Source organism: Paraburkholderia strydomiana (assembly GCF_031456815.1).
Lineage (GTDB): Bacteria > Pseudomonadota > Gammaproteobacteria > Burkholderiales > Burkholderiaceae > Paraburkholderia > Paraburkholderia caledonica.
In genome coordinates this window covers 208,116-232,353 of the sequence record NZ_JAVDVL010000005.1, presented here as the reverse complement: position 1 = coordinate 232,353, position 24,238 = coordinate 208,116, and the positions used below count along the sequence as shown (strand labels likewise).

The window sequence follows — 24,238 nt, the reverse complement described above, 5'->3', positions numbered from 1 at the left end:
AACGAGCAAAAAATAACGGGCACAAAAAAGGCAGGGGCCGGTTGCCCGGCCCCTGCCCTCAGCCAGCAACAACCTGGCCAACACTATCTGATGCTTGATGCGGTCGATTCAGACGTGCTCTTAAACGTGCTCGCCGAGTACCGACACCGTCACGTCGACAACTACGTCGGTGTGCAGCGAAACCTGAATCGGGTGGTCGCCCACCGTCTTCAGCGGGCCTTCCGGCAGGCGAACTTGCGCCTTTTCAACCGCGAAGCCTTGCTTGCCCAGTGCTTCGGCGATGTCGGCGTTCGTCACCGAGCCGAACAGACGGCCGTCCACACCGGCCTTCTGGCCGATCTGAACCGTCGAACCGGCCAGCTTTTCGCCTTGAGCTTGAGCAGCAGCCAGCTTTTCAGCGGCGGTCTTTTCGAGTTCAGCGCGGCGGACTTCGAATTCGGCCAGCGCTTCCTTCGTTGCACGGCGAGCCTGCTTGTTCGGGATCAGGAAGTTACGTGCGTAACCGTCCTTGACCTTCACGATATCGCCCAGGTTGCCCAGATTGACGACTTTTTCCAGAAGAATGATTTGCATTCGGATGCTCCTTATCGCGTCGTCGGGTTAGGCCTTGTGCTGGTCGGTGTACGGCACGAGCGCGAGGAAACGTGCGCGCTTGATTGCCGTGTCCAGCTGGCGTTGATAGTGCGACTTCGTACCCGTGAGACGCGCCGGCGTGATCTTGCCGTTTTCGCCGATGAAGTCTTTCAGCGTTTCGATGTCTTTGTAGTCGATGTATTCGACGCCAGCAGCCGTGAAACGGCAAAACTTCTTACGCTTGAAGAGCGGATTTTGTTGCTGACGACGCTTGTCGAATTTCTTACCAGTCGGGCGGGGCATGTTCAGTCCTTTCCAATGTCCTGCAATGCTGTGATGTGAAATACCAGAGTTCTTGCGTTGCGGTGCTTTTTTGCCAGGAAGCCTGTGAAGAGCGTTTCCACGCCCATCGGACAGCTTTCCAGCTTACCGCTCGCCTCGCCTGCGGCTACCGCCTGCATGGTCAGTTCGACTTGCCGGGCAATACCGGCTTCGACGACTTCCGTGCGGTGGTGCAACGTGCAGCTGGCAATCGGAACGCCGGCGGGGGTGTACCGCACCGGTTCGCGTTCGACGACGCTGGCTGTGAGCTGCAGCCGGTTCATGAAGCCTTTGGCAAGGGCGACGCTTGATCTGGTAGCTTAAATAGTGTGTCTTAAGCCTGCGCTTCGGACGGTTGCGTAGCAGCCGACTTCTTGGCTTCTTCGCGCTGCACTTCCTTCATCATCGGCGAAGGGCCGGTTTCGGCTTTCTTCATCTTGACGATGAGGTGACGCAGAACGGCGTCGTTGAACTTGAACGCGTGTTCCAGCTCGTCGAGCGTGGTCTGGTCGCATTCGATGTTCATGCAGACGTAGTGAGCCTTCGCGAGTTTCTCGATCATGTAGGCCAGTTGGCGACGGCCCCAGTCTTCGATACGGTGGATCTGGCCACCGTGCGACGTGATCGTGCTCTTGTAACGCTCGATCATGGCGGGCACCTGCTCGCTCTGATCGGGATGCACGATAAAGACGATTTCATAATGACGCATACACACTCCTTGTGCTGACTTTTGGATAGAAGCCACCCGGGCGTCGAACCGGTGTGGCAAGTGAGAAGCCGAAGATTGTAGCCCGATTGGGGACGGACTGCAAGACATTGCACCGTCCCGAGCTGCGATTGAGGCGTGTTTTCAACGATTTAGCATCCAACCTGAACGCGGCGCGTGAACCAACGCCGTTCAAATTTAGCCTTCATGCGCTGCGGGCAGCTGCCGGCGCTGCTCCCTCACGCAGCTTCGCGGCCCGCGCCTATAGAGGCCGCTCCAAGCCTCAGCCGTGCCCGACACCGCGCCGCAGCGTCCCCGAGCGCACCGCTCGCACATGCGTGGCGTGGCGTGGCGTGGTCGAGCGTCAGCGCTAAAGCGCGCTAATACCCCGGCCGGTTCCAATAATCCTCGCTCGCGTAAATCTCTTTCAGATAATCGATGAAATAGCGCACCTTGGCCGGCACATAGCGCTGCTGTGGGTAGACCGCCAGAATGTCGTAATCGGGTAGCGCGAATTCGTCGAGCACCGTTTCCAGTTCACCGCGCGCGAGCTGCTGCTGAATTTCCCACGTGGATCGCCAGCCGAGTCCGAGCCCTTCGGATACCCAGCGGTGCAATAGTTCGCCATCGTTGCAATCGAGCGTGCCGCCTACCCGCACCGTGACGAGCTTGCCGTTGCGGCGAAAATACCAGCCACGGTTCTGGCCGCCTTGCAGATTGAACGCGAGACAGTTGTGCCGCGGCAGGTCTTCGAGCGTTTTGGGCTTGCCGTGCTGGCGAAAGTAATCCGGTGTGCCGCAGACCACGCGCCGGTTCGACGCGAGTTTCACCGCCACGAAGTTCGGATCGACCGCGCCGCCGATCCGTATCGACAGGTCATAACCCTCCCGCACCAGATCGACGACGCGATCGGTCAGGTTGAACGACACCTGCAATTCCGGCTTGTCGGCGACAAACGCCGGCGCGAGCGGGGCGACGTGCTTGCGGCCAAACGCAGCCGGCGCTGACACGATCAGATGACCGTTCACCGCGCGCCGCCCGGCGCTCAGTTCGTTCTCGGCCTGGTCCCATTCGGTCAACAGTCCGCGGCAACGTTCGAGAAAGGCGGCGCCGTCCTCGCTGACGACGAGCCGCCGCGTCGAGCGATACATCAGCTTCACGCCGAGGCGCTTTTCGAGCGCGTCGATGCGCCGCCCGAGGATCACCGGCGACACGCCCTCCTCCAGAGCCGCGGCCGCAAGGCTACCCGCGTCGGCGACGCGCACGAAGGTTTCAATCTGCTTGAATCGATCCATGGCGGTCTCCTTGCGGACGCACGCTGCGTGTGCCCGCATTCCATACTTTTTGTTTCGAAATAAGCGACGCGGACTGATCTTATCAAACCTATAGGTCAAGCCTAAAGTGCGTTCAAGAGCCTTATTCGCCAATTTCCAAACATTGAGGAGACATTCATGGCCAAGATGAGAGCCGTCGACGCCGCCGTGCTGGTGCTCGAAAAAGAAGGTATCGACACCGCGTTCGGCGTGCCGGGCGCAGCGATCAACCCGTTTTACTCGGCCATGCGTCGCGCGGGCAACATCAGCCACGTGCTCGCGCGTCACGTAGAGGGCGCTTCGCACATGGCCGAAGGCTATACGCGCGCGCAGCCTGGCAATATCGGCGTGTGCATCGGCACGTCGGGGCCTGCCGGCACCGACATGATCACCGGTTTGTACTCCGCTCAGGCCGACTCGATCCCTATTCTGGCTATCACCGGACAAGCGCCCCGCGCGCGCCTGTACAAAGAAGACTTCCAGGCGGTCGACATCGAATCGATTGCGAAGCCGGTCACCAAGTGGGCCGTGACCGTGCGCGAGCCGGCGCTCGTGCCGCGCGTGTTCCAGCAGGCTTTCCATCTGATGCGCTCGGGCCGTCCGGGACCTGTGCTGGTCGACTTGCCCATTGACGTGCAGCTCGCCGAAATCGAATTCGACATTGACACGTACGAACCGCTGCCGGTCTACAAGCCAAAGGCAACGCGCAAGCAGATCGAAGCCGCCCTCGCCTTGCTCAACGATTCCGAGAAGCCGCTGATCGTGTCAGGCGGCGGCGTGCTGAACGCAGCCGCTGAAGATCTGCTCGTGCGCTTCGCCGAAACCGTCGGCGTGCCGGTGATCCCGACGCTGATGTCGTGGGGCGCGATTCCCGACGACCACCCGCTGATGGCCGGCATGGTCGGCCTGCAGACCTCGCACCGTTACGGCAACGCGACGATGCTCGCGTCCGACTTCGTGCTTGGCATCGGCAACCGCTGGGCGAACCGTCACACGGGCAGCATCGACGTTTATACGAAGGGCCGCAAGTTCGTGCACGTGGATATCGAGCCGACGCAAATCGGCCGCGTGTTCGGTCCGGACCTCGGCATCGTGTCGGACGCGAAGGCCGCGCTCGAACTGTTCGTCGAAGTCGCGAGCGAATGGAAAGCCGCAGGCAAGCTGAAGGATCGCAGCGCATGGGTCGCCGATTGCCAGCAGCGCAAGCAGACCATGCATCGCAAAACTCACTTCGACAACGTGCCGATGAAGCCGCAGCGCGTCTACGAAGAGATGAACCAGGTGTTTGGCCGCGACACGTGCTACGTGAGCACGATCGGCCTTTCGCAGATCGCCGGCGCACAGTTTCTGCATGTCTACAAGGCACGCAACTGGATCAACTGCGGCCAGGCCGGCCCGCTCGGCTGGACGATTCCGGCCGCGCTCGGCGTGCGCGCAGCAGACCCTCAACGGCCGATCGTCGCGCTCTCAGGCGACTACGACTTCCAGTTCATGATCGAAGAACTCGCGGCCGGCGCGCAATTCAAGCTGCCGTACGTGCATGTGGTCGTGAACAACTCGTACCTCGGCCTGATCCGCCAGGCGCAGCGCGCATTCGACATGGACTTCTGCGTGCAGCTCGGCTTCGAGAACATAAACTCGCCGGAAACCAACGGCTATGGCGTGGATCACGTCGCGGTAGCCGAAGGCCTCGGCTGCAAGGCGATTCGCGTGTTCAAGCCGGAGGAACTCAAACCGGCGCTGCAAAGAGCGCAGTCGATGCTCTCCGAGTTCAACGTGCCGGTGGTCGTCGAAGTGATTCTCGAGCGCGTGACCAACATCTCGATGGGCACCGAGATCGACGCGATCAACGAGTTCGAGGAACTCGCCGTGACGCGCGAAGACGCGCCGACTGCGATCAGCATTCTCGACTGAACCTGACGGCCGAAATCGCGGGGGCGCGATTGCACGACTGCACTGCAATCGCGCTATGAAGTTTTTCAACGACCGACCAGAGAGACCTGAGCACCATGCCCAAATTCGCAGCGAATCTCACGATGCTTTTCAACGAAGTTCCGTTCCTCGACCGCTTCGCGGCCGCAGCCGACGCGGGCTTTAACGCCGTCGAATTCCTGTTTCCGTATCCGTACCGGATCGCCGAGTTGAGCGAGCGTCTTCAGCAGAACCGGCTGAAGCTCGTGCTGCACAACCTGCCCGCGGGCAACTGGGAAGCCGGCGAGCGCGGCATTGCCTGCCTGCCCGATCGCTTAACCGAGTTCCAGGAAGGCGTGGGCCGTGCGATCGAATACGCGAGCGCGCTGAAGGTGCCGCAACTGAATTGCCTCGTCGGTATTCCGACGGCGGGCGTCGATGCCGACAAAGCGCGCGCGACCATCGTCGATAACCTGCGTTTTGCAGCGGGTGAATTGAAGAAGGCCGGTATCAGACTGCTAGTCGAGCCGTGCAACTCCTACGACATTCCGGGCTTCGCGTTGAATCGCTCGAGCGAAGGCCTCGACGTGATTCGCGCCGTGGGGTCGGACAATCTGTTCCTGCAATACGACATCTATCACATGCAACGGATGGAAGGCGAACTCGCGGCAACGATCAAAAAGAATCTGCCGCAAATCGCGCATATCCAGCTTGCCGACAACCCGGGGCGCAACGAACCCGGCACCGGCGAAATCAACTACCCGTTCCTGTTCGACCTGCTCGACTCGATTGGCTACGACGGCTACGTCGGTTGCGAATACAAGCCGCGCACGAACACCACTGCCGGCTTGTGCTGGGTGCAGAGCGTGGCCGGGCAAAGGCGCGGCGCCGCGCACGTCGCCGCCTGAACGATGCGCTGAACACCGCGTCGTGCGGACCGGGCGCGTGACGCCTCGAAAGAAGTCCCGCCAAGGGACCGCTAACAACACTGGAAACACTGGAGATTCAGACACATGGCAAAGATCGGTTTCATCGGGCTCGGCATCATGGGCGCGCATATGGCGCGCAACCTCCTCAAGGGCGGTCACACGCTGTTCGTGAACGGCGCGTACCCAGTGCCCGAAGATCTGGGCAAGAGCACGAACGTGGTGTCCGACTCGACCGCTGTCGCGCAAGCCGCCGACATCGTGATCATCATGGTGCCCGACACGCCTGACGTGGCCAACGTTCTTTTCGCCGACGACGGCGTCGCCGCCGGCCTCACGGCAGGCAAGCTCGTGATCGACATGAGCTCGATCTCGCCGCTCGATACTCAGGCGTTCGCGAAGAAGATCAATGCGCTCGGCGTCGATTATCTCGATGCGCCGGTGTCCGGCGGCGAAGTCGGTGCACGCGAGGCAACGCTCACGATCATGGTCGGCGGCCCGGAGAAAGCCTTTGCGCAGGCAAAGCCGCTCTTCGAACTGATGGGCAAGAATATCTCGCTGATCGGCGACAACGGCGCGGGTCAGACGTGCAAGGTCGCGAACCAGATCATCGTGGCGCTGAACATCGAGGCGGTGGCCGAAGCGCTGCTGTTCGCATCGCGCTCGGGCGCCGATCCGGAACGTGTGCGCAAGGCGTTGATGGGCGGCTTCGCTTCATCGCGCATTCTGGAAGTGCACGGCGAGCGCATGACGAAGCGCACGTTCAATCCTGGCTTCCGGATCGAACTGCACCAGAAGGATCTGAACCTCGCACTCGACGGCGCGCGCAAGCTCGGCATTGCGCTGCCGCACACCGCGAGCGCGCAGCAACTGTTCAGCGTATGCGCGGCGAACGGCGGCAAGGCATGGGATCACTCGGCGATGGTTCGCGCACTCGAAATCATGGCGAATTACGAAGTCGCACAAGCGCCGGATAGCGAAGCGAAAGCAGCTTGAACTTGCAGCGTTTCTTCGCGGCTTGCGAACCAGCAACGGCAACGGCCGCATGCATGGAGAAGCGTAAATAGCCCGGTAATACCGGTTGCCGCAGATGTTGCCTCGTCAACGCTACGGCAATCGCAAGTGGGGCGTCCGTTTTGTCGCGCGGCATCGCGGCGGAACGGGCAAATCGTGCCGCTCTGGGCTGAGAGCGGCAAAGTGGGGTCCGCAGCGGCACCCGGCGGCGCCGGGGAAGCCTTGGTCGGTCAGACGTCGTCGTCGGGTGTCCGGCTGTCGGATTCATTCTCAGGTTTTCTCCGCCACTCAATGGCGTAGTGCGCCCTCATGCGGCGCCGTGATGCACGCACGTTTGCATTTGCTTGCAACTTCGTGGCCGCTTCCTCACCTTTCTTGACACTTCGTCACCCGCTATCTCCTACACTCGTGAGTCGTTGCATGCATACGGGCGCGCCTGCTGCCTGATCAACGCGTTCGCGTTGTGCGGCGTGCTCAGCATCGCAACGAGTGCTTAACTCGTACGCAAAGCATGCTTGCGTACCAACATGAGGAGTGTGATCGATGGGTATTCTCAGTTTCATCAAGGAAGCCGGCGAAAAATTGTTCAGCGCCGCGTCCACGACGGCCAAGGCCGAATCCGCGCCCGCCGCACCGGACCTCGCCGCGCTGAACAAGACCGCAGGCGACGCGATCGCCACTTACATCCGCAGCCAGGGTCTGGACGCAACGAATCTGCAGGTGACCTACGACGGCACGAGCCATACGGTCACCGTATCGGGAGAAGCCGCCGACCAGCCGACCAAGGACAAGATCCTCGTGGCAGCCGGCAATGTGCAGAACGTCGACAAGGTCGACGACCAGTTGAGCGTGACCGCCCCCGCCGCGGCGCCCACGCAATTCCACACGGTGGTGCCGGGCGACAACCTGTGGAAGATCGCGGAGAAGTACTACGGCAGCGGCGCTAAAAACGACGTGATCTTCCAGGCCAATACGCCGATGCTGAAAAGCCCGGACAAGATCTATCCCGGCCAGGTGCTGGTGATTCCGGCTGCTTAATAGCTGATTGCAAATGCCCGCCTCGGGCGGGCAAAAACACTGCGATAAAACGCAACGCGGCGCTCGAAGTCATTACTCGAGCGCCGCGTTTTTCTTTGACAACTTCCGTTGAACGCCGCGAGGCGTCAATACGTATCGAACGCTTTTTGCAAAGCGACAGGTCCGGCGCCGCCAGCGGCCAATGCCACCATCAGCAACACACGCGCCTTGTACGGATTGAGCGAGCCGGCGCTGACAAAGCCGAGTGCATCGTCGGCGGCCGCACCGTTGCGCATCACATGGCCTGAGCCCACACGCGACGAACGCACTACCGCGACGCCCTGCGAAGCGGCATCGGCCAGAGCCTGCGTCAGCGACGCGTGAATCGAACCATTACCCGTGCCCGCAACGACGATGCCGCGCACGCCGGCTGTCACGAGAGCATCGACAGCAATGCGGGACACGCCGGCATAGCTCGCGACGATTTCCACATGCGGCCAGTTCGCACCGATCACGAATTCAGTGGACAACGTATGCGGACGTACGACGCTGCGCTGAAATTCGACGCGCCCGTCCTGCACCCAGCCAAGCGCCCCGACTTCGGGCGACTGGAATGCATCGACGGCATAGGTGCTCGTCTTGACCACGTCGCGTGCACTGTGAATCTTGTTGTTGAATGCAACGAGAACGCCCTGTCCGCGCGCGCCGGCATTTGCCGCGACGGTCACGGCGTTCAGCAGATTGAGCGGTCCATCGGCGGAGAGCGCGGACGCGGGGCGCATTGCCGCTGTCAGCACCACCGGTTTGTCGGACTTGACAGTCAAATGCAGCAGATACGCGGTTTCTTCGAGCGTATCGGTGCCATGCGTGACCACCACGCCGTCGATGTCGGCGTCAGCAAGCAGTGCGTTGATACGTTGCGCGAGCGCGGTCCATAGCGGCATCGCCATGTCCTTGCTGTCGACGCTCGCAATCTGCTCCGGCGCGATGCGGGCTACCGTCGACAACGCCGGCACCACGGCCAGCAATTGCTCGACGCCGACCACGCCTGCCTGGTAGCCCGACGTATTGGTGGCGTCCGCGGCCGCGCCGGCAATCGTGCCGCCGGTGGCGAGCACGGCGATGCGCGGCAGCAACGCGGCGGCGCCAGGAGAGGAAGAAGAAGTCTGTGCGTTCATGGCGGCGATTGTAAGCGATGACGCGCCGCCGTCGCGCGCCTTTGAAGCGGCCAAGGCCGCTTTCCCCGTCAGCGCTTCACACTGCCTCGCGCAACTGCGCGGCGATTTCCGCCTCGGTCAGTTGCGGTGCGAACATCTCGATCAACCGGTACGCATAGGCGCGCAAAAACGCGCCCTTGCGCAAGCCGACCCGCGTCGTGCTCGCCTCGAACAGGTGCTGCGTGTCGAGCGCGACCAGTTCGCTGTCGCGCTTCGGGTCGTAGGCCATTGCCGCGACCACGCCGATACCCATGCCGAGCTCCACATACGTCTTGATCACGTCGGCGTCGATCGCGGTCAGCACCACGTCGGGCAGCGCCCCCGCTTTCGCGAACGCCTGGTCGATATGCGAGCGGCCCGTGAAGTCCTGGTCATACGTGACGATCGGGAATTCGGCGATTTCGTCCAGCGTCAGATTGGGGCGGCCGACGAGCGGATGATCCTTCGGCACGACCACGACGTGATGCCACGAATAGCATGGAAACGTGACGATGTCGGGGAAACGGTCGAGCGCTTCCGTCGAGATGCCGATATCCGCCTCGCCGTTGATGATCATCTGCGCGATCTGTTGCGGACTGCCCTGGCGCAGCGCCAGATGCACCTTCGGAAAAACCTCGGTGAATTGACGGATCACCTTCGGCAGCGCGTAGCGTGCCTGCGTGTGCGTGGTCGCGACCACCAGATGGCCACTGTCCTGGTCCGCGTACTGACGCGCGACGCGGCGCAAATTCTCCGCGTCCAGCAGCATCCGCTCGATCAGTTGATGCACCGCCTTGCCCGGCTCCGTGAGACCCGTGAGCCGCTTTCCGCGTCGAATGAAAATGTCGACGCCGAGTTCGTCCTCGAGATCCTTGATCTGTTTCGACACGCCCGACTGCGACGTGTAGAGCACGTTCGCCACTTCGGTCAGGTTCATGTTCTGACGCACGGCCTCGCGCACGAAGCGCAATTGCTGGAAGTTCATCTTGAAGTGTCCGGTTCAGCGAGAGTTGAGTTGTTCGAGTTATTCAGTTCATTCGCGTTGGGTCGCATCGGGTCATGCGCTCATTGCGCCGGGAAGACCCGCAGCGCGCGCGGCACCGCCGTCACGCCGTCGCCGATCGAGAGACGCAACTCGCGCCATGCTTCCCGATCGAGTTCGGCTTCGAGCAGATTGCCCTCGCGGCCCGCGAGTTCGACCCGCACGGAGCCGCCCAGTGTCACGACGCGCCGCACATCGACGACGATACCCTCGCGGTGCCCCGCCGACTGCGGATACAACTGCAAGTCGTGCGGACGTACATAAGCGAAAGCCGGACCGCTGAAGTCGGTGCTGATGGCGACCGGCAACGCCGCGCCGTCCACCACGAATCCGCTCGCGTCGACGTTGCCGTGCAGGCGGTTCGCCGCGCCGAGAAACTCATACACAAACGACGTTTGCGGATGGTCGTACACGTCCTGCGGACTGCCCACCTGCTCCACGTGTCCACGATTGAGCACGACGATACGATCCGCCACTTCGAGCGCCTCTTCCTGATCGTGCGTGACGAAAATCGTCGAGATATGCAGATCGTCGTGCAGACGCCGCAGCCAGCTGCGCAATTCCTTGCGGACCTTGGCATCGAGCGCGCCGAACGGTTCGTCGAGCAGCAGCACTTTCGGCTCGACGGCAAGCGCGCGAGCGAGCGCGATACGCTGCCGCTGCCCGCCCGACAATTCCGACGGATAGCGCTGCGCGAGCCAGTCGAGTTGCACGAGCTTGAGCAACTCATGCACCTTCTCGCGAATCACCGCTTCCGACGGGCGCTCCTTCCTCGGCTTCACTCGCAGCCCGAACGCCACGTTCTCGAACACCGTCATATGACGGAACAGCGCGTAGTGCTGGAACACGAAACCCACTTCGCGCTCACGCGCGCCGACAGTCGCGACGTCCTGGCCCTGCAGGACGACCTGCCCGCCGTCCGCATACTCAAGGCCCGCGATCACGCGCAGCAACGTGGTCTTGCCGCACCCCGAGGGCCCGAGCAGCGCAACCAGTTCGCCCGGCGGAAAATCGAGCGAAACGTTATCGAGCGCGACGAAATCGCCGAAGCGCTTCTGCAGGTTACGTACGGTGATACCCATTACAGCTCTCCTTGCTTGAGCGGGTGTTGCTGCGAAGATTGCATGTTCAGCGACTGCGCGGTCGACGGCAAAGCGGACGGCAGCGTGACGGGTCCGGCGTGCGCCGGCACGTCGCGGGCGTCCGACAGTTCCGCCGACATATGACGCTCGGCGAGCAGTTTCAGTGCGAGCGTCACGAGTGCGAGCAAGGCCAGCACCGACGCCACGGCGAACGCCGCCGAGAAGTTGTATTCGTTGTAGAGAATTTCGACGTGCAGCGGCATGGTGTCCGTCTGGCCGCGAATATGGCCCGATACGACCGACACCGCGCCGAACTCGCCCATCGCGCGGGCGTTGCACAGAATCACGCCGTACAGCAGGCCCCATTTCACATTGGGCAGCGTGACGCGGCGAAAGATCTGCCAGCCGGACGCGCCGAGCACATGCGCGGCTTCCTCTTCGTCGTTGCCTTGCGCCTGCATCAGCGGGATCAGTTCGCGCGCGACGAACGGGAACGTCACGAAGATCGTTGCGAGCACAATGCCGGGCACGGCGAAGATGATCTGCACGTTATGCGCTTGCAGCCACGGACCGAACCATCCTTGCGCGCCGAACATCAACACGTAGATGAGACCCGAGATCACGGGCGAGACCGAGAACGGCAGATCGATCAGCGTGGTGAGGAGCGCCTTGCCGCGAAACTCGAACTTCGCGATGCACCACGAAGCCGCGAGGCCGAACACCAGATTGAGCGGCACGGCGATTCCCGCTGTGATTGCCGTCAGCTTGATGGCCGCCAGCGCATCCGGATCGGCGAGCGACTCCAGATAAAAACCAAGCCCCTTGTTCAACGCCTGATAAAACACGGCGACGAGCGGCACGACGAGAAAGAGCCCAAGAAACAGCAGCGCAATGCCGGTCAGAATCCAGCGGACAAGCGGCGGTTCGGTGACCGGATCGGGCCGGCGCGCAATGTTCAGTGGCGCGCGCGGAGCCACGGCGTGCGGCGTGACGCCGTCGGCGTTATCGACGTGACCTGCTGAATGGCGGCTCATTGCGCACCTCCGCCAATGCTTGCAACGCTCGCGGCGCTGGGCGCCGGACCTGCGTTGCCGCGGCTCGTGCGGCGCTGCAGATACCACTGCAGCGTATTGATGAAAAGCAGCATCAGGAACGAGACGACGAGCATCACGACGGCAAGCGCCGTCGCGCCGGCGTAGTCATACTGCTCGAGCTTCGTGATGATGAGCAGCGATGTGATTTCCGACTTCATCGGCACATTGCCTGCAATGAAAATGACCGAGCCGTATTCGCCGAGTGCGCGCGCGAAGGCGAGCGCAAAGCCCGTCAACAGCGCCGGCAACACGGCCGGCAACACCACGCGGCGAAACGTCAGCCAGCGCGATGCGCCGAGGCAAGCGGCAGCCTCTTCCTGCTCGCGCTCGAACTCTTCGAGCACCGGCTGCACCGTGCGCACGACGAACGGCAAACCGATAAAGGTCAGCGCGACGAGCACGCCCACCGGCGTAAAGGCGACCTTCAGACCGAGCGGCTCCAGGAACTGTCCAATCCAGCCGTTGCCCGCGTACACGGCCGCGAGCGAAATGCCGGCCACCGACGTGGGCAGTGCGAACGGCAGATCGACTACGGCGTCGACGATGCGCTTGAACGGAAACCTGTACCGCACGAGCACCCATGCGACCAGAAAGCCGAACACCGCGTTGATCAGTGCGCCGCCGAGCGCGGAGAAGAACGTCAGCCGGTACGAGGCCAGCACGCGCGGCGAGCTGACGGCGCGCACGAACTGACTCCAGTCGAGGGTGGCTGTCTTCAGAAAAGTCGCCGCGAGCGGAATCAGCACCACGAGGCTCAGATAAGCCACCGTGATGCCGAGTGTCAGGCCGAAACCGGGCAAGGCGCTTGGTTTGCGGAAGGTCAACGTGGTCATGCTCGATACTCTTTCGGTTGATGCTCGTGTTGCCGGCCGCCTGGTCCTGATCGGCCAAAAGCGCGCCAGCGGCGCGCTCCGGAAAGTGACGCGCCGTGGCGCGTCGCGTTGCCTCGGTTCGCGCCTGCCGCAGCGCGGACCTGGGCGGTGTTACTGAGGCTGGTAGATCGAATCGAACACGCCGCCGTCGGCAAAGTGCGTCTTCTGCGCGTTGGCCCAGCCGCCGAACGAATCGTCGACCGTGTACAGCTTCAGCTTCGGAAACTTCGAGGTCAGTTCGGCCGGAACCTTGTTCGAACGCGGACGGTAGAAGTTCTTCGCGGCGATTTCCTGGCCCTGCTCGCTGTACAGGAAGTTCAGATACGCTTCGGCCAGCTTGCGCGTGCCATGCTTGTCGACGACCTTATCCACCACGGCTACCGGCGGCTCGGCCAGAATGCTCACGGACGGCACGACGATTTCGAACTTGTCCGGACCGAATTCCTTCAGCGACAGGAACGCCTCGTTTTCCCACGCAATCAGCACGTCGCCGATGCCGCGTTGCACGAAGCTGGTGGTCGCGCCGCGCGCTCCGGAATCGAGCACGCCGGCATTCTTGTACAGCTTGCCGACAAACTCCTTGGCCTTCTGGTCATTGCCGCCCGGCTGATGCGCTGCATACGCCCATGCCGCGAGATAGTTCCAGCGCGCGCCGCCCGAGGTCTTCGGATTCGGCGTCACGATCGACACGCCGGGTTTGGTCAGATCGTCCCAATCCTTGATGTGCTTGGGATTGCCCTTGCGCACCAGAAACACGATCGTCGACGTGTACGGCGACGCGTTGTCGGGCAAGCGCTTCTGCCAGCCTTTATCGATCAAACCCTTGTTCGCGATGGCGTCGATGTCATAAGCGAGCGCGAGCGTCACGACGTCGGCCTGCAAGCCGTCGAGCACCGAGCGCGCCTGAGCACCCGAGCCGCCGTGCGACTGCTTGAAGGTGACGGTCTCGCCGGTCTTCGCCTTCCATTCTTTGGCGAAAGCCTGGTTCACATCCTGGTAAAGCTCGCGAGTGGGGTCGTAGGACACATTGAGCAGCGTCGTGTCGGCGGCTTGCGCCTGGCCCGCCGCGCCAAGGACGCCAAGCGCGGCTGCCGCGCCGAACGCGAGCGCTGCGATAAGTTTTCGGCTCCTGCCTGCCCGGCCCGCTTCGTGATTGTTCATGCCAAGTTCTCCGCGTGTTGGTGCGCTGAAACAGCGTGTGTTGTTTTGCGTCGGGTCACGTGCACATGAGCGACTGGAGGCCAGTCTATCCGGGGGCTTTCATCATTAAAAATAATGTTTATTCATTTTTTAATACGCAAAAGTGGTAATGACAGCCAGATAAGGCGTTGCGGCATGAAAACGGATGTCTTGACGTCGATTTACGACGTTGCAGCGAGGGGTCGAGCCGCAAACTTAAAGTAAAGCTTGAATTGCGCCGGATACTGTATAAAAATACAGGCACCTGTTCATCCATACAGTGGCGCCATGACCAAACTCACCGCACGACAGCAGCAGGTTTTCGATCTGATTCGCCGGGCCATAGAGCGCACCGGATTTCCGCCCACTCGCGCGGAAATCGCCGCCGAACTGGGTTTCAGCTCGGCCAATTCGGCTGAAGAGCATCTGCGGGCGCTTGCACGCAAGGGCGTGATCGAACTCGCGGCCGGCGCGTCGCGCGGCATTCGCCTGCTTGCTGGCCCGGACGAGGCGCCGCATCAGTTCACGTTGCCGCACGCCAGCATCATGCAGCTGTCGCTGCCGCTTATCGGCCGGGTTGCCGCCGGTAGCCCGATCCTCGCGCAGGAACATATCGCCCAACACTATGCGTGCGACCCGGCGCTCTTCTCGAGCAAGCCCGACTACCTGCTCAAGGTGCGCGGGCTGTCCATGCGCGACGCGGGTATCTTCGACGGCGATCTGCTTGCGGTGCAGAAAAGAAGCGAGGCCAAAGACGGCCAGATCATCATTGCGCGGCTTGGCGACGACGTCACGGTCAAGCGCCTTAAGCGCCGCGCGAACGGTATCGAGTTGATTGCCGAGAACCCCGATTACGAGAACATCTTCGTTGAGACAGGCAGCGCGGATTTCGCGCTGGAAGGCATCGCTGTCGGGCTGATCCGCCCGGGCGAATTCTGACAGCAACGGTTTGGCTTAATGAGCGACAAGCTCAGTGCGTCATTAGCCAACCGTTCGCCTGCTCACCGACTAAAGCAGTACTCATGTTGAATCGCCCGGAGAGACTCATGGAACGCCTTGCCCGCCTGTTGCCGTTTCGCCAGTTCGGCCGTCTGCGCCATCTGCGCAAGCTGGTACCTTGCTCACTGATCGAAGCGTCCACGGCCGCTACCGCGTCGCTGTTCGACTCGCCCGCTCGTGGGTCCGACCGGCAGGCCGCGTTGCCGTCTTCATTGCCGTCGTCACTGCCCGCATTCGCCCGCGTGTCGCTGAACTCGGGGCTCAATACTGCCGAGCCGGAGCGCCGTGCGCCGGTGCGCGTGTACCACGGGCCGTCGCGGCTCATCATGGTCGGCACTGTAGACGCGGTGTGCCGCATGATTGACCGTTGCATCGCCGAGGAAACCAACGTCCACGGAGCGGTCTTCGAGTCCTGATGAGTTGTGAGGTGTGGGGCGCGTCGCTCACATGGTTTGTGGCAGCGCACGGATCGTTTCAGCGCGGTTGCGGTCCACGTTAGATCACACCTGATGGAGATTTCCGCTCGATGGCAGTTTCAACACCCAGGAAGCGCAGCGCCCGTCCGCTTGCAGTCACGCTTACCGTCACGTTGATCGTGATCGCGCTGATCGCGGCGTTGGGCTTCGCTTATGCCTCCCCGTATATCGCGCTCAACAACCTCAAACGCGCCGCCGACGCACGTGACGCGCAGACGGTGAATCGGTATGTCGATTTTCCCGCGTTGCGCGAGAGCCTGAAGCAGCAAGTCACCGGCTTGCTGACGCGGCGGCTGGACTCACACGGAAACGGCAATCCGTTGGCTGCGATCGGCGCGATGATTGGCGTCGCGTTGATCGGCCCGCTCGTCGACGCGTATGCAACACCCGACGGCGTGGCTGCGCTTTTGAACGGCATGCCGCCGCGCGGCGAGCCGGGTGAGCGGCCCAACGCCGCGCCGGTCACCGGCAATCCGCCCGCTGCCAATGCGCCCGCCCCCGGATCGTCCGGCGCGGACAGCAGCACGCCCGGCGGCGCTACGGGTGATCCGAGCGGCAACGCGGTTAGCAGGCCCACGTCACCGCAACCTCCGCAACCGCCGCAACCGCCGCAAACCACGGCCGGCTATCGCGGCATCAACGAGTTCGCCGTCACATACCAGCACGGTGCGGGGGACGCGCGTTACTCCGCCATCTTCATGCGCGAGGGTCTTTTCACGTGGAAGCTGGCGGCGGTCAATCTGAACGAGTGAGCGCCAGGCGCGGCTTGACACATCGAACGCGCACGCGGCCGATCTGACGCAATGCACTCGTAATGCATGCGCCGCCCGCTACTCCGTCCTCCGCGTTCATCCGGACCAAAGCTCACGAGCACCCACCCGCACGAAGGCTGCACGCCTGGCGCGGGTGGCCGTGCACCCGAACCGCATCGTCAGGCCGCTTCCTGCTGCTGCTCATGCGCTGAAGAGCACGCGACCAGAATGCTGCATGACACCCGGTCGAGCAGCGGTGTGTTGCCGGCACCCATCCACCATCGGGACAAGCCCGTGCGGCAACGGTGGCCCACCACCACGAGGTCAACGTGCAACTCGTTGGCAAGATTGGCGATCTCGTCGATCGGATGGCCGAACGCAAAGTGACCCTGCGCGTTGACACCGCGCTCAGTCAGCCAGTCCACGCCCTCTTGCAGGATGTCCCGCGCGGTCTTTTCGAAGCTTCCGCACGCGACGTCCGTCAGCAGGCCCGCGCTTTGCGCAATGCTCGAGCGCATGTCCACCACCGAAAGCAGATGCGTTTGCGCCTTCAGATCCAGCGCAAGGTCGGCGCCGCAACGCAGAGCCTTGCGGCCTTCGCGCGAGCCGTCGTAGCACAGCAGGATTTTCTGGTAGCTCGCCATCGTTCTCCCCCTTTCCGCAAAAGCGCGGTCTGAATCAATCATGGTGCGCCGCAATTCAGCTTGCAAGGGATGGAAAACGCTAAGTGCGATTGCTGCACGCCCCGGCCTTGTGCATACGAGGCACACTCGGTGAGGACAACGCCGGCGACGCCTTTGCGGCAGTGCAAGAACCCACAGCGCGGGGCGCTCCTTAAACCGCCATTTCCCGGCTGATGACCTAGAATGAGCAGCCTTCCCGTCGATTCGCCTCTTTTGCCTGAGCCTCGATCCCTATCCATGCCCGACACCGCTATCGACTTCCAGCAGGTTGAAAAAAGTTACGGCGAAAAGAAAGTTGTCGACGGACTGTCGTTTCATGTCGACGTCGGTGAGTGTTTCGGCCTGCTCGGACCGAACGGCGCCGGCAAGACCACCACATTGCGCATGCTGCTCGGCATTGCCACGCCGGACGCCGGCTCGATCCGCCTGTGCGGCGAGCCGATTCCCGGCCGGGCGCGCATCGCGCGGGCGCGCGTGGGCGTGGTGCCGCAGTTCGATAACCTCGATCCCGACTTTACCGTCCGCGAAAATCTGCTGGTGTTCGGCCGCTACTTCGGCTTGAGCGCCGCGCAATGCCGCGCGATGGTGCCGTCGCTGCTGGAATTCGCGCGGCTGGAGAGCAAGGCCGACGCGCGCGTGAGCGAACTGTCGGGCGGCATGAAGCGGCGCCTCACGCTCGCGCGGGCGCTCGTCAACGATCCAGACGTGCTGATCATGGACGAGCCGACTACCGGCCTCGACCCGCAGGCACGGCATCTCATCTGGGAGCGACTGCGCTCGCTGCTCGCGCGTGGCAAGACGATCTTGTTGACCACCCACTTCATGGAAGAAGCCGAGCGGCTATGCGACCGGCTGTGCGTGATCGAAGAAGGACGCAAGATTGCGGAAGGCGCGCCAAGGGAGCTGATCGAGTCGGAAATCGGCTGCGACGTCATCGAGATTTTCGGCCCCGATCCGTTCGCATTACGCGATGAGCTTGCGCCGCTCGCACAGCGAACCGAGATCAGCGGTGAGACGCTCTTCTGTTATGTGAACGACGCCGGGCCAGTGCATGCGCGACTGAAGCAGCGAGCGGACCTGCGCTATCTGCACCGCCCGGCGAATCTCGAGGATGTGTTCCTGCGTCTCACGGGCCGCGAGATGCAGGACTGACTTCCATCGACACTGCACGAGACACGCAATGGATGCACGCACTTATCGAAGCAACGAAGCCACGCCACCCATGCAGGCCCCTTTCGCCGCGTTGCCCGCGAACGCGGTCAACTGGATCGCAGTGTGGCGCCGCAACTACCTTGTGTGGAAGAAGCTTGCGCTCGCCTCCATGTTCGGTAATCTCGCCGATCCGATGATCTACCTGTTCGGCCTCGGCTTCGGTCTCGGGCTGATGGTGGGCCGCGTCGACGGCGTGTCGTATATCGCCTTCCTAGCAGCGGGCACCGTTGCGTCGAGCGTCATGATGTCCGCGAGCTTCGAGTCGATGTATTCGGGCTTCTCGCGCATGCACGTGCAGCGCACGTGGGAAGCAATCATGCACACGCCGTTGACGCTCGGCGATATCGTGCTTGGCGAAGTGATCTGGGCGGCCAGCAAGTCGGTGTTGTCGGGCGCCGCGATCATGCTGGTGGCGGGCGCGCTCGGCTACGCCAGTTTTCCGTCGGTGCTGCTCGCGTTGCCCGTGATCGTGCTGACCGGCCTCGCGTTCGCAAGTGTCGCGATGGTCGTGACCGCGCTCGCGCCGTCGTACGACTTTTTCATGTTTTATCAAACGCTAGTGTTGACGCCGATGCTGTTGCTCTCCGGCGTGTTCTTCCCGATCTCGCAGTTGCCTGCCGCCGCGCGTGGTGCGGCCGAGGTCCTGCCGCTGGCGCACGCGGTCGATCTGATACGGCCTGCGATGCTTGGTCGCCCGCTCGACAACGCCCTGTGGCACGCGGCCGTGCTGGCGGGCTATGCGGTAGGAGGGTTTATCGTCGCCGCCGTGCTGTTTCGGCGCCGGATGATGAAGTAACTCGTGCTGAAGTAACTCGTGCCGCGCGGCAGAGAGGTGCGGACAATTCGAGGGCGGCTGACCCGATAGGTCAGCGCCCACGAATGAATTTGCTGCACGGACGCGAGCTCAGTCCTCTTCGTCGGTCCAGGGAATGTCGACGTCCGAGATGAACGCGACTGTTGCAAACGGGCCGCCTTCGTGACGGCCGATCTTGCCATCGGCACGCTGCCATTCCACCCGGAACATCGTGCCCGGATCGTCGGCAATCAGCCGCACGGTGCGGATCTCGTCCGGATCGGCGTCCTCGACCGGACCGTCGAGCGAAATCTGCAGTTCTTGCGGCCAGAGACCGTCGGCCGGATCGTAAATCTTGTCGCCGTCCGGAATCAGTGTGAATGCTTCGACGCCGATCGTCGCCGAAGCATCAACGATCATTTTGGCTAGCGCGCGCAGCAGCGCGGTGGCCCGCGCCGAATTCGCCTGACGGATCGCAAGGTCCCCGCGCGTCAGCGCCTGCTCGAGTTTTGGGTTCGTTTTTTGTTGCGCCATTCGATGTCCTGAGTGCTATCGCCGAGTGTGAACAGTGCGGCTGAAAACCCGCCGCCGCTGCCGATTTTCCGGGCTGCATCCTACCATTCGTGCGCGCCGCGCCACGCGCAAAAGCACGACACGAAGGCAGAAGCCCGTCCTGCTCACCACAGTTTAGGTCGTGATTTGCCGACAGGGAGGGACATTTGCCTTTCGTTGCATGTCCCAGCGAACTCAAGGCGCCGGATTCGGCTGCAGCTGATGCAGTGCGTCGATTTCATCGAGCACGTCCTGAGACAGCTTTACGTCGACGCTCGCAATGTTCTCCTTCAACTGATCGAGCGAGGTCGCGCCAATCAGATTGCTCGTGACGAACGGCCGGCTATTGACGAAGGCAAGCGCCAACTGGGCCGGCGACATGCGATGGCGCTTTGCCAGTTCGACGTAACGCGTGGTGGCCTGGATCGCCTGGGGCTTGCTGTAACGCTGGAAGCGCTCGAAGAGCGATATGCGTGCGCCAGCCGGCCGCGCGCCGCCTTCGTACTTGCCGGACAGCCAGCCGAACGCCAGCGGCGAATACGCGAGCAGGCCGATGTTGTCGCGGTGCGCGTACTCGGAGAGCCCCACCTCGTAAGTGCGGTTGAGCAGACTGTACGGGTTCTGGATGCTGACGATACGCGGCAAGCCGAGCTTTTCCGACGCGCGCAGGAACTGCGCGACGCCCCACGGCGTTTCGTTCGATACGCCCACATGGCGCACCTTGCCCGCCTTGACGAAGTCGGCGAGCACGGACAGCGTTTCGTCGATAGGCACGGTGTATTCGTCGTCGACCCACGGATAGGCCGGACGGCCAAACGTCATCGTATTGCGGTCCGGCCAGTGCAACTGGTACAGATCGACGTAGTCCGTTTGCAGGCGCTTCAGGCTGTCGTTCAGCGCCTCAGTGAGGTTTTTACGGTCGAACTGGTTGGTCTCGCCGCGGATATGTCGCGGGTTATGCGGCTGGCGCGCGGGGCCCGCAATCTTCGTAGCGAGCACGATTTTCTCGCGCGCGCTGCGATGCTTCGCGAGCCAAGTGCCGATAAATCGCTCGGTCGAACCTTGCGTCTCGGCGCGCGGCGGCACCGGATACATCTCTGCGGTATCGATCAGGTTGACGCCATGGTCGAGCGCGTAGTCGATTTGAGCGTGCGCGTCCTGCTCTGTGTTCTGCTCGCCCCACGTCATGGTGCCGAGTCCGATCAGGCTGACCTGTACATCCGAATCGCCGAGTCTGCGGTATTCCATGGAAGCTTTCCTTGTTAGTTATATGAACATAAACCGCTCAAGTTACCATGCCCGCGCGATGCCTGCAGCACGGCTAGAATGCCGTGCTGGCGTGCAGTGCAAGCGCGCCTCGCCCAACATTCCTTGCGCCGGTGCATCACGATGAATCCCGAACACCTCGAACTGCTGGTCACGCGTGTGATGCCCTACGGCAAGTACAAGGGTCGCCTGATAGCCGACCTGCCCGGCCATTACCTCAACTGGTTCGCGAGCCAGGGCTTTCCGCCGGGCGAGATTGGACGGCTGCTCGCGCTGATGCACGAGATCGATCACAACGGCTTGTCGTCGCTGATCGAACCATTGCGCAAGCGCTGAAGCGTTCTTCCGATCAACTGCATCGCATGATAAGAGCAGCGGCGGCCTGTTCTGTTGCAGAAGATTAACCAGGTGTTACCGCGCAATAGATACGCCGACGCGCTTTCGATCGCCGCATGCAGCACGCGCCTTGGAGTACCGGTGCGACACAAGGATGCGCGTTGTGCAGGCACTCGGTGCGATCGTAATGCGCGGACACAAATGCGGCTGAACTCTCAGGCTCGCGACCTTTCTGATCCTTTATGTGAGGACGGGAGGCGATTGTGAGCAGACTCTTTGCATCGATGGCATTGCTGGCCGTAGTCGCGGGCGTCAGCGGATGCGCAGTCGCGCCCGGCTATGACTACGCCTACGCCCAACCCTATTACCCCGCCTATGGCTACGGATATGGGCCACCCTATGCGCCGGTGTACGGCACGGTCGGCATCTGGGGCGGCTGGGGCGGACCGTGCTGCTACTACCACGGCGGTGGCGGACACTGGGGCGGCGGTTGGCACGGCGGTCACGGTGGCTGGCATGGCGGCCACGGCGGCGGATATGGGGGATATGGGGGATATGGGGGATATGGGGGATATGGCGGATCCCATGGCGGCAGTTCGTGGAGCGGCGGCGGGCATGGCGGCCGCAGCCATTGACGAGAAAAGAGCGAACCCAAAACAAAAACGGCGTTGTGATTTCTCACAACGCCGTTTGCAATCAACCTCAATCTTTACTGCCGAAATTCTTTGGGGTGGCTGATGGGGCTCGAACCCACGACAACAGGAATCACAATCCTGGACTCTACCAACTGAGCTACAGCCACCACTGAGATCTGCTTTGACTTGCCGGAAAACCTGACTCGCCAACGAAGAAACGAGATTATACGAACACGTTCCGCGTTTGCCTAGTCCTTTATTCAAAAATTTCGGCTGGCTCACGCAGATGCTGTCTCGCCTCGTTGAAGATAGAGAGGTCGCGCGCAGCGAGGCGCTTGCTATCTGACAGCACGCGACGCCAGCCGCGCGCACCCGCTTCGCCTCGATAGAGACCGAGTGCGTGACGAGTGATCGCACCAAGGTAAGTGCCGCGGGCCATCTCGGCTCCGCAATATTCGATGAGCTTCGCCTCGACCTGCTCGCGCGTGAGCGGCGCTTCGGTGGACCCGTAGAAGCGCGCGTCCACATCGGCCAGCATATACGGATTGTGGTACGCCTCCCGCCCGAGCATCACGCCGTCGACGTGTGCAAGATGTGTCTGCACTTCGTCGAGCGTCTTGATCCCACCGTTGATGATGATCTCCAGTTGCGGAAAGTCGCGCTTCAATTGATACGCGTAGTCGTACTTGAGCGGAGGGATCTCGCGGTTCTCTTTCGGGCTCAGCCCTTTGAGAATCGCGTTACGCGCGTGGACGATAAAGACGTTGCAACCGGCATCTGCGATGGTGCCGACGAAGTCGCGTACGAAGCCGTAATCCTCGACGGCATCCACGCCGATTCGATGCTTGACCGTGACGGGCACGGAGACGACGTCGCGCATGGCCTTCACGCAGTCGGCCACCAGTTGCGGCTCGTTCATCAGACACGCGCCGAACGCGCCGCGCTGCACACGCTCCGATGGGCAGCCGCAATTCAGATTGATTTCGTCATAGCCCCATTGCTCGCCGAGCTTCGCCGAGCGCGCGAGATCGTCTGGCTCGCTGCCGCCGAGTTGCAACGCGACGGGCGCTTCGTCGGGCGTGAATGCGAGATGGCGCGGCACATCGCCGTGCAGCAGGGCGCCAGTCGTCACCATTTCCGTGTAGAGCCACGTGTGACGCGAGATGATGCGATGAAGCGACCGGCAATGACGATCGGTCCAGTCCATCATGGGTGCGACACTGACGCGGCGCGGACTGGCAGTACTAGCTGAAGACATGGGACGGCCAAAGGCTTGAATCGAAACCGCAATTTTAACGCAATGCGGGCGATTGACCGGCCGCCGCATGGCTAATCACCCCATAAAACCCCTTCCCGATCAGGTCTTTAACCCGCATCTATCGCTTGGCGATCGGGGCCAGACCGTCGCCGAGCCCCGCCCGCTCTACGATCGCCCGATTATTTCACCAGCAAGAACAGTAATTTCAAATTATCGGCACAAATTCTCGATAGTAGGGGTATACACTGCCTCCATCGACGTTGCAGACACAGCCCCGGCTCCCGCGACGCCATTCCGAAAGTCGAAATCATTGGAGGTACATCATGAAGACCAAATTTATCGCCGCCCTTCTCGTTGCCGTTTCCGCCTCGATCGCTGCACCGGCTTTTGCAAGCGGCTACGGCCCGGCACCGTTCTATCGTCCGTCGGTCGGCGCACCGGCTTCGCAACAAGGCCAGAACGCGCAGACCGTCGCGGCTGAACGCGCTAACGCCGAATCGAACGCTTACGGTGGCGTGAACAACGCATCGTCGCAATCGGGCACGCGTGAACCGGCATCGGGTCCGCAGTCGGTTTTCTTCGGCCACTAAGCATTCGCTGCCGAGCTTGCTGCGCTTAGCGGCAAGCACAGAGGGCGCCGAGCATCGGGTTCCGATGCCGGCGCCCTCTTCCGTTTACGGGCTCAGGCGGCCTCAACCCGCAACACCTGCGTCGATGACTTCGCGCGCGGCCCGAAAACCTGCTTCGGCCGCGGCGTGCTCGGTGGGCCACAGGCTGTCGATATGCACCAGCCGCCAGTCGACCACCACTGCGCTCCCGCGCAGCACACGGAAATGCGCCTTGACGCCAGTGAGCACCTGTTCGACCGCGACTTCGATGTCGTAGTCCTGATAGCGCTCCTGGTAATCTCCCATGTCGAGCCCTTTCGGCTCCATCTTCACCTCCACGTCTGCCGTGCTTCCCGAGGACGTTCGTAGCGCCCAGCGTGCGCGCCGCGTCAACGCGATAGTTGCGCTGCGCGAACGCCGTC

General features: G+C 62.2%; 28 protein-coding genes and 1 tRNA gene. 12 read left to right on the top strand and 17 right to left on the bottom strand.

What is annotated here, in order from left to right; genetic code table 11:
• Nucleotides 1-120 precede the first annotated feature (120 nt).
• The 5 genes from rplI to J2W46_RS16155 form a co-directional block, all read right to left on the bottom strand.
• Entirely contained in the window at nucleotides 121-573 is a 453-nt protein-coding gene (gene rplI, locus J2W46_RS16175) for a 50S ribosomal protein L9 (RefSeq protein WP_020065809.1), read from the bottom strand.
• A gap of 27 nt (nucleotides 574-600) precedes the next feature.
• Nucleotides 601-876, bottom strand: a complete 276-nt coding sequence (gene rpsR / locus J2W46_RS16170) for a 30S ribosomal protein S18 (RefSeq protein ID WP_006048825.1) — start codon at nucleotides 874-876, stop codon at nucleotides 601-603.
• Between the two features lie 2 nt (nucleotides 877-878).
• Nucleotides 879-1,178 (bottom strand): primosomal replication protein N, encoded by a 300-nt coding sequence (gene priB / locus J2W46_RS16165; protein WP_020065808.1) that lies wholly within the window; start codon nucleotides 1,176-1,178, stop codon nucleotides 879-881.
• Nucleotides 1,179-1,228: 50 nt separating this feature from the next.
• Nucleotides 1,229-1,603 (bottom strand): 30S ribosomal protein S6, encoded by a 375-nt coding sequence (gene rpsF, locus J2W46_RS16160; protein WP_006048823.1) that lies wholly within the window; start codon nucleotides 1,601-1,603, stop codon nucleotides 1,229-1,231.
• A 377-nt stretch (nucleotides 1,604-1,980) separates the two neighbouring features.
• On the bottom strand, nucleotides 1,981-2,895 hold the full coding sequence (locus J2W46_RS16155) for a LysR family transcriptional regulator (protein ID WP_020065807.1): 915 nt from the start codon (nucleotides 2,893-2,895) through the stop codon (nucleotides 1,981-1,983).
• Nucleotides 2,896-3,051: 156 nt separating this feature from the next.
• On the opposite strand from J2W46_RS16155, the gene gcl reads away from it, so the two are divergent.
• The 4 genes from gcl (at nucleotide 3,052) to lysM (ending at nucleotide 7,802) form a co-directional block, all read left to right on the top strand.
• The gene (gene gcl, locus J2W46_RS16150) at nucleotides 3,052-4,827 is read left to right on the top strand and encodes a glyoxylate carboligase (RefSeq protein ID WP_310354982.1); all 1,776 of its coding nucleotides are present in this window, start codon (nucleotides 3,052-3,054) and stop codon (nucleotides 4,825-4,827) included.
• Between the two features lie 95 nt (nucleotides 4,828-4,922).
• Complete coding sequence (hyi, locus tag J2W46_RS16145; protein ID WP_310354980.1) at nucleotides 4,923-5,732, top strand: hydroxypyruvate isomerase; 810 nt, start codon at nucleotides 4,923-4,925, stop codon at nucleotides 5,730-5,732.
• A gap of 105 nt (nucleotides 5,733-5,837) precedes the next feature.
• On the top strand, nucleotides 5,838-6,746 hold the full coding sequence (locus J2W46_RS16140) for a 2-hydroxy-3-oxopropionate reductase (RefSeq protein WP_020065804.1): 909 nt from the start codon (nucleotides 5,838-5,840) through the stop codon (nucleotides 6,744-6,746).
• Nucleotides 6,747-7,307: 561 nt separating this feature from the next.
• Complete coding sequence (lysM, locus tag J2W46_RS16135; RefSeq protein ID WP_087750963.1) at nucleotides 7,308-7,802, top strand: peptidoglycan-binding protein LysM; 495 nt, start codon at nucleotides 7,308-7,310, stop codon at nucleotides 7,800-7,802.
• Nucleotides 7,803-7,927: 125 nt separating this feature from the next.
• Here the strand turns inward: lysM and J2W46_RS16130 are convergent, their stop codons facing one another.
• The 6 genes from J2W46_RS16130 to J2W46_RS16105 form a co-directional block, all read right to left on the bottom strand.
• Nucleotides 7,928-8,959 carry an asparaginase gene (locus J2W46_RS16130; RefSeq protein WP_310354977.1) on the bottom strand — a complete coding sequence of 344 codons (1,032 nt, stop codon included), beginning with the start codon at nucleotides 8,957-8,959 and terminating at the stop codon, nucleotides 7,928-7,930.
• Between the two features lie 76 nt (nucleotides 8,960-9,035).
• Nucleotides 9,036-9,962, bottom strand: a complete 927-nt coding sequence (locus tag J2W46_RS16125; RefSeq protein WP_020065801.1) for a CysB family HTH-type transcriptional regulator — start codon at nucleotides 9,960-9,962, stop codon at nucleotides 9,036-9,038.
• Between the two features lie 80 nt (nucleotides 9,963-10,042).
• Nucleotides 10,043-11,101 (bottom strand): sulfate/molybdate ABC transporter ATP-binding protein, encoded by a 1,059-nt coding sequence (locus J2W46_RS16120; RefSeq protein ID WP_020065800.1) that lies wholly within the window; start codon nucleotides 11,099-11,101, stop codon nucleotides 10,043-10,045.
• On the bottom strand, nucleotides 11,101-12,135 hold the full coding sequence (gene cysW, locus J2W46_RS16115) for a sulfate ABC transporter permease subunit CysW (protein WP_020065799.1): 1,035 nt from the start codon (nucleotides 12,133-12,135) through the stop codon (nucleotides 11,101-11,103). The genes J2W46_RS16120 and cysW overlap by 1 nt, the downstream gene beginning before the upstream one ends.
• Nucleotides 12,132-13,028: a sulfate ABC transporter permease subunit CysT gene (gene cysT / locus J2W46_RS16110; RefSeq protein WP_087750961.1), complete on the bottom strand. Its 897-nt coding sequence runs from the start codon at nucleotides 13,026-13,028 to the stop codon at nucleotides 12,132-12,134. The genes cysW and cysT overlap by 4 nt, the downstream gene beginning before the upstream one ends.
• Nucleotides 13,029-13,178: 150 nt before the next feature.
• Complete coding sequence (locus J2W46_RS16105; protein ID WP_087750960.1) at nucleotides 13,179-14,228, bottom strand: sulfate ABC transporter substrate-binding protein; 1,050 nt, start codon at nucleotides 14,226-14,228, stop codon at nucleotides 13,179-13,181.
• Nucleotides 14,229-14,534: 306 nt separating this feature from the next.
• On the opposite strand from J2W46_RS16105, the gene lexA reads away from it, so the two are divergent.
• The 3 genes from lexA to J2W46_RS16090 all read left to right on the top strand — a co-directional run bounded on the left by lexA (nucleotide 14,535) and on the right by J2W46_RS16090 (nucleotide 16,473).
• Nucleotides 14,535-15,185 carry a transcriptional repressor LexA gene (gene lexA / locus J2W46_RS16100; protein ID WP_027775193.1) on the top strand — a complete coding sequence of 217 codons (651 nt, stop codon included), beginning with the start codon at nucleotides 14,535-14,537 and terminating at the stop codon, nucleotides 15,183-15,185.
• 107 nt (nucleotides 15,186-15,292) lie between these two features.
• Entirely contained in the window at nucleotides 15,293-15,661 is a 369-nt protein-coding gene (locus J2W46_RS16095; protein ID WP_204520695.1) for a hypothetical protein, read from the top strand.
• A gap of 110 nt (nucleotides 15,662-15,771) precedes the next feature.
• Nucleotides 15,772-16,473, top strand: a complete 702-nt coding sequence (locus J2W46_RS16090; protein ID WP_310354973.1) for a DUF2939 domain-containing protein — start codon at nucleotides 15,772-15,774, stop codon at nucleotides 16,471-16,473.
• Between the two features lie 179 nt (nucleotides 16,474-16,652).
• Here the strand turns inward: J2W46_RS16090 and J2W46_RS16085 are convergent, their stop codons facing one another.
• Nucleotides 16,653-17,117 (bottom strand): universal stress protein, encoded by a 465-nt coding sequence (locus J2W46_RS16085; protein WP_020065794.1) that lies wholly within the window; start codon nucleotides 17,115-17,117, stop codon nucleotides 16,653-16,655.
• Between the two features lie 276 nt (nucleotides 17,118-17,393).
• On the opposite strand from J2W46_RS16085, the gene nodI reads away from it, so the two are divergent.
• Nucleotides 17,394-18,308 (top strand): nodulation factor ABC transporter ATP-binding protein NodI, encoded by a 915-nt coding sequence (gene nodI / locus J2W46_RS16080; RefSeq protein WP_310354971.1) that lies wholly within the window; start codon nucleotides 17,394-17,396, stop codon nucleotides 18,306-18,308.
• A 28-nt stretch (nucleotides 18,309-18,336) separates the two neighbouring features.
• The gene (locus tag J2W46_RS16075) at nucleotides 18,337-19,164 is read left to right on the top strand and encodes an ABC transporter permease (RefSeq protein ID WP_088174597.1); all 828 of its coding nucleotides are present in this window, start codon (nucleotides 18,337-18,339) and stop codon (nucleotides 19,162-19,164) included.
• A 108-nt stretch (nucleotides 19,165-19,272) separates the two neighbouring features.
• On the opposite strand, the gene J2W46_RS16070 is transcribed toward J2W46_RS16075, so the two are convergent.
• Complete coding sequence (locus tag J2W46_RS16070; protein WP_020065791.1) at nucleotides 19,273-19,695, bottom strand: hypothetical protein; 423 nt, start codon at nucleotides 19,693-19,695, stop codon at nucleotides 19,273-19,275.
• Between the two features lie 213 nt (nucleotides 19,696-19,908).
• Nucleotides 19,909-20,961: an NADP(H)-dependent aldo-keto reductase gene (locus tag J2W46_RS16065; RefSeq protein ID WP_131320571.1), complete on the bottom strand. Its 1,053-nt coding sequence runs from the start codon at nucleotides 20,959-20,961 to the stop codon at nucleotides 19,909-19,911.
• A gap of 141 nt (nucleotides 20,962-21,102) precedes the next feature.
• Here J2W46_RS16065 and J2W46_RS16060 point away from each other — a divergent pair, with 141 nt between their 5' ends.
• Together J2W46_RS16060 and J2W46_RS16055 are read left to right on the top strand one after the other, a co-directional pair.
• Nucleotides 21,103-21,315: a DUF3820 family protein gene (locus J2W46_RS16060; protein ID WP_006048800.1), complete on the top strand. Its 213-nt coding sequence runs from the start codon at nucleotides 21,103-21,105 to the stop codon at nucleotides 21,313-21,315.
• A 263-nt stretch (nucleotides 21,316-21,578) separates the two neighbouring features.
• Nucleotides 21,579-21,950: a hypothetical protein gene (locus J2W46_RS16055; RefSeq protein ID WP_310354969.1), complete on the top strand. Its 372-nt coding sequence runs from the start codon at nucleotides 21,579-21,581 to the stop codon at nucleotides 21,948-21,950.
• Nucleotides 21,951-22,041: 91 nt separating this feature from the next.
• On the opposite strand, the gene J2W46_RS16050 is transcribed toward J2W46_RS16055, so the two are convergent.
• Nucleotides 22,042-22,117: transfer RNA gene (locus J2W46_RS16050), tRNA-His, on the bottom strand.
• A gap of 89 nt (nucleotides 22,118-22,206) precedes the next feature.
• A complete protein-coding gene (gene dusA, locus J2W46_RS16045; protein WP_310354967.1) occupies nucleotides 22,207-23,208 on the bottom strand; it encodes a tRNA dihydrouridine(20/20a) synthase DusA in 1,002 nt (333 codons plus the stop codon).
• 323 nt (nucleotides 23,209-23,531) lie between these two features.
• Between dusA and J2W46_RS16040 the strand changes: the two genes are divergently transcribed.
• Complete coding sequence (locus tag J2W46_RS16040; RefSeq protein WP_020065786.1) at nucleotides 23,532-23,798, top strand: hypothetical protein; 267 nt, start codon at nucleotides 23,532-23,534, stop codon at nucleotides 23,796-23,798.
• Between the two features lie 102 nt (nucleotides 23,799-23,900).
• Here the strand turns inward: J2W46_RS16040 and J2W46_RS16035 are convergent, their stop codons facing one another.
• Nucleotides 23,901-24,143: a DUF6566 family protein gene (locus J2W46_RS16035; protein ID WP_027775201.1), complete on the bottom strand. Its 243-nt coding sequence runs from the start codon at nucleotides 24,141-24,143 to the stop codon at nucleotides 23,901-23,903.
• Nucleotides 24,144-24,238: the final 95 nt, after the last annotated feature.

What these genes read in the sequence shown, in the direction of transcription:
- cysW (WP_020065799.1), bottom strand. Translation starts at nt 12,135, where the DNA reads ATGAGCCGCCATTCAGCAGGTCACGTCGATAACGCCGACGGCGTCACG.
- nodI (WP_310354971.1), top strand. Translation starts at nt 17,394, where the DNA reads ATGCCCGACACCGCTATCGACTTCCAGCAGGTTGAAAAAAGTTACGGC.
- J2W46_RS16035 (WP_027775201.1), bottom strand. Translation starts at nt 24,143, where the DNA reads ATGGAGCCGAAAGGGCTCGACATGGGAGATTACCAGGAGCGCTATCAG.
- rpsF (WP_006048823.1), bottom strand. Translation starts at nt 1,603, where the DNA reads ATGCGTCATTATGAAATCGTCTTTATCGTGCATCCCGATCAGAGCGAG.
- dusA (WP_310354967.1), bottom strand. Translation starts at nt 23,208, where the DNA reads ATGTCTTCAGCTAGTACTGCCAGTCCGCGCCGCGTCAGTGTCGCACCC.
- gcl (WP_310354982.1), top strand. Translation starts at nt 3,052, where the DNA reads ATGGCCAAGATGAGAGCCGTCGACGCCGCCGTGCTGGTGCTCGAAAAA.
- J2W46_RS16040 (WP_020065786.1), top strand. Translation starts at nt 23,532, where the DNA reads ATGAAGACCAAATTTATCGCCGCCCTTCTCGTTGCCGTTTCCGCCTCG.
- rplI (WP_020065809.1), bottom strand. Translation starts at nt 573, where the DNA reads ATGCAAATCATTCTTCTGGAAAAAGTCGTCAATCTGGGCAACCTGGGC.
- hyi (WP_310354980.1), top strand. Translation starts at nt 4,923, where the DNA reads ATGCCCAAATTCGCAGCGAATCTCACGATGCTTTTCAACGAAGTTCCG.
- lysM (WP_087750963.1), top strand. Translation starts at nt 7,308, where the DNA reads ATGGGTATTCTCAGTTTCATCAAGGAAGCCGGCGAAAAATTGTTCAGC.
- J2W46_RS16075 (WP_088174597.1), top strand. Translation starts at nt 18,337, where the DNA reads ATGGATGCACGCACTTATCGAAGCAACGAAGCCACGCCACCCATGCAG.
- J2W46_RS16155 (WP_020065807.1), bottom strand. Translation starts at nt 2,895, where the DNA reads ATGGATCGATTCAAGCAGATTGAAACCTTCGTGCGCGTCGCCGACGCG.
- J2W46_RS16065 (WP_131320571.1), bottom strand. Translation starts at nt 20,961, where the DNA reads ATGGAATACCGCAGACTCGGCGATTCGGATGTACAGGTCAGCCTGATC.
- J2W46_RS16105 (WP_087750960.1), bottom strand. Translation starts at nt 14,228, where the DNA reads ATGAACAATCACGAAGCGGGCCGGGCAGGCAGGAGCCGAAAACTTATC.
- J2W46_RS16090 (WP_310354973.1), top strand. Translation starts at nt 15,772, where the DNA reads ATGGCAGTTTCAACACCCAGGAAGCGCAGCGCCCGTCCGCTTGCAGTC.
- J2W46_RS16085 (WP_020065794.1), bottom strand. Translation starts at nt 17,117, where the DNA reads ATGGCGAGCTACCAGAAAATCCTGCTGTGCTACGACGGCTCGCGCGAA.
- J2W46_RS16070 (WP_020065791.1), bottom strand. Translation starts at nt 19,695, where the DNA reads ATGGCGCAACAAAAAACGAACCCAAAACTCGAGCAGGCGCTGACGCGC.
- J2W46_RS16125 (WP_020065801.1), bottom strand. Translation starts at nt 9,962, where the DNA reads ATGAACTTCCAGCAATTGCGCTTCGTGCGCGAGGCCGTGCGTCAGAAC.
- cysT (WP_087750961.1), bottom strand. Translation starts at nt 13,028, where the DNA reads ATGACCACGTTGACCTTCCGCAAACCAAGCGCCTTGCCCGGTTTCGGC.
- J2W46_RS16140 (WP_020065804.1), top strand. Translation starts at nt 5,838, where the DNA reads ATGGCAAAGATCGGTTTCATCGGGCTCGGCATCATGGGCGCGCATATG.
- J2W46_RS16120 (WP_020065800.1), bottom strand. Translation starts at nt 11,101, where the DNA reads ATGGGTATCACCGTACGTAACCTGCAGAAGCGCTTCGGCGATTTCGTC.
- J2W46_RS16130 (WP_310354977.1), bottom strand. Translation starts at nt 8,959, where the DNA reads ATGAACGCACAGACTTCTTCTTCCTCTCCTGGCGCCGCCGCGTTGCTG.
- priB (WP_020065808.1), bottom strand. Translation starts at nt 1,178, where the DNA reads ATGAACCGGCTGCAGCTCACAGCCAGCGTCGTCGAACGCGAACCGGTG.
- lexA (WP_027775193.1), top strand. Translation starts at nt 14,535, where the DNA reads ATGACCAAACTCACCGCACGACAGCAGCAGGTTTTCGATCTGATTCGC.
- J2W46_RS16060 (WP_006048800.1), top strand. Translation starts at nt 21,103, where the DNA reads ATGAATCCCGAACACCTCGAACTGCTGGTCACGCGTGTGATGCCCTAC.
- rpsR (WP_006048825.1), bottom strand. Translation starts at nt 876, where the DNA reads ATGCCCCGCCCGACTGGTAAGAAATTCGACAAGCGTCGTCAGCAACAA.
- J2W46_RS16095 (WP_204520695.1), top strand. Translation starts at nt 15,293, where the DNA reads ATGGAACGCCTTGCCCGCCTGTTGCCGTTTCGCCAGTTCGGCCGTCTG.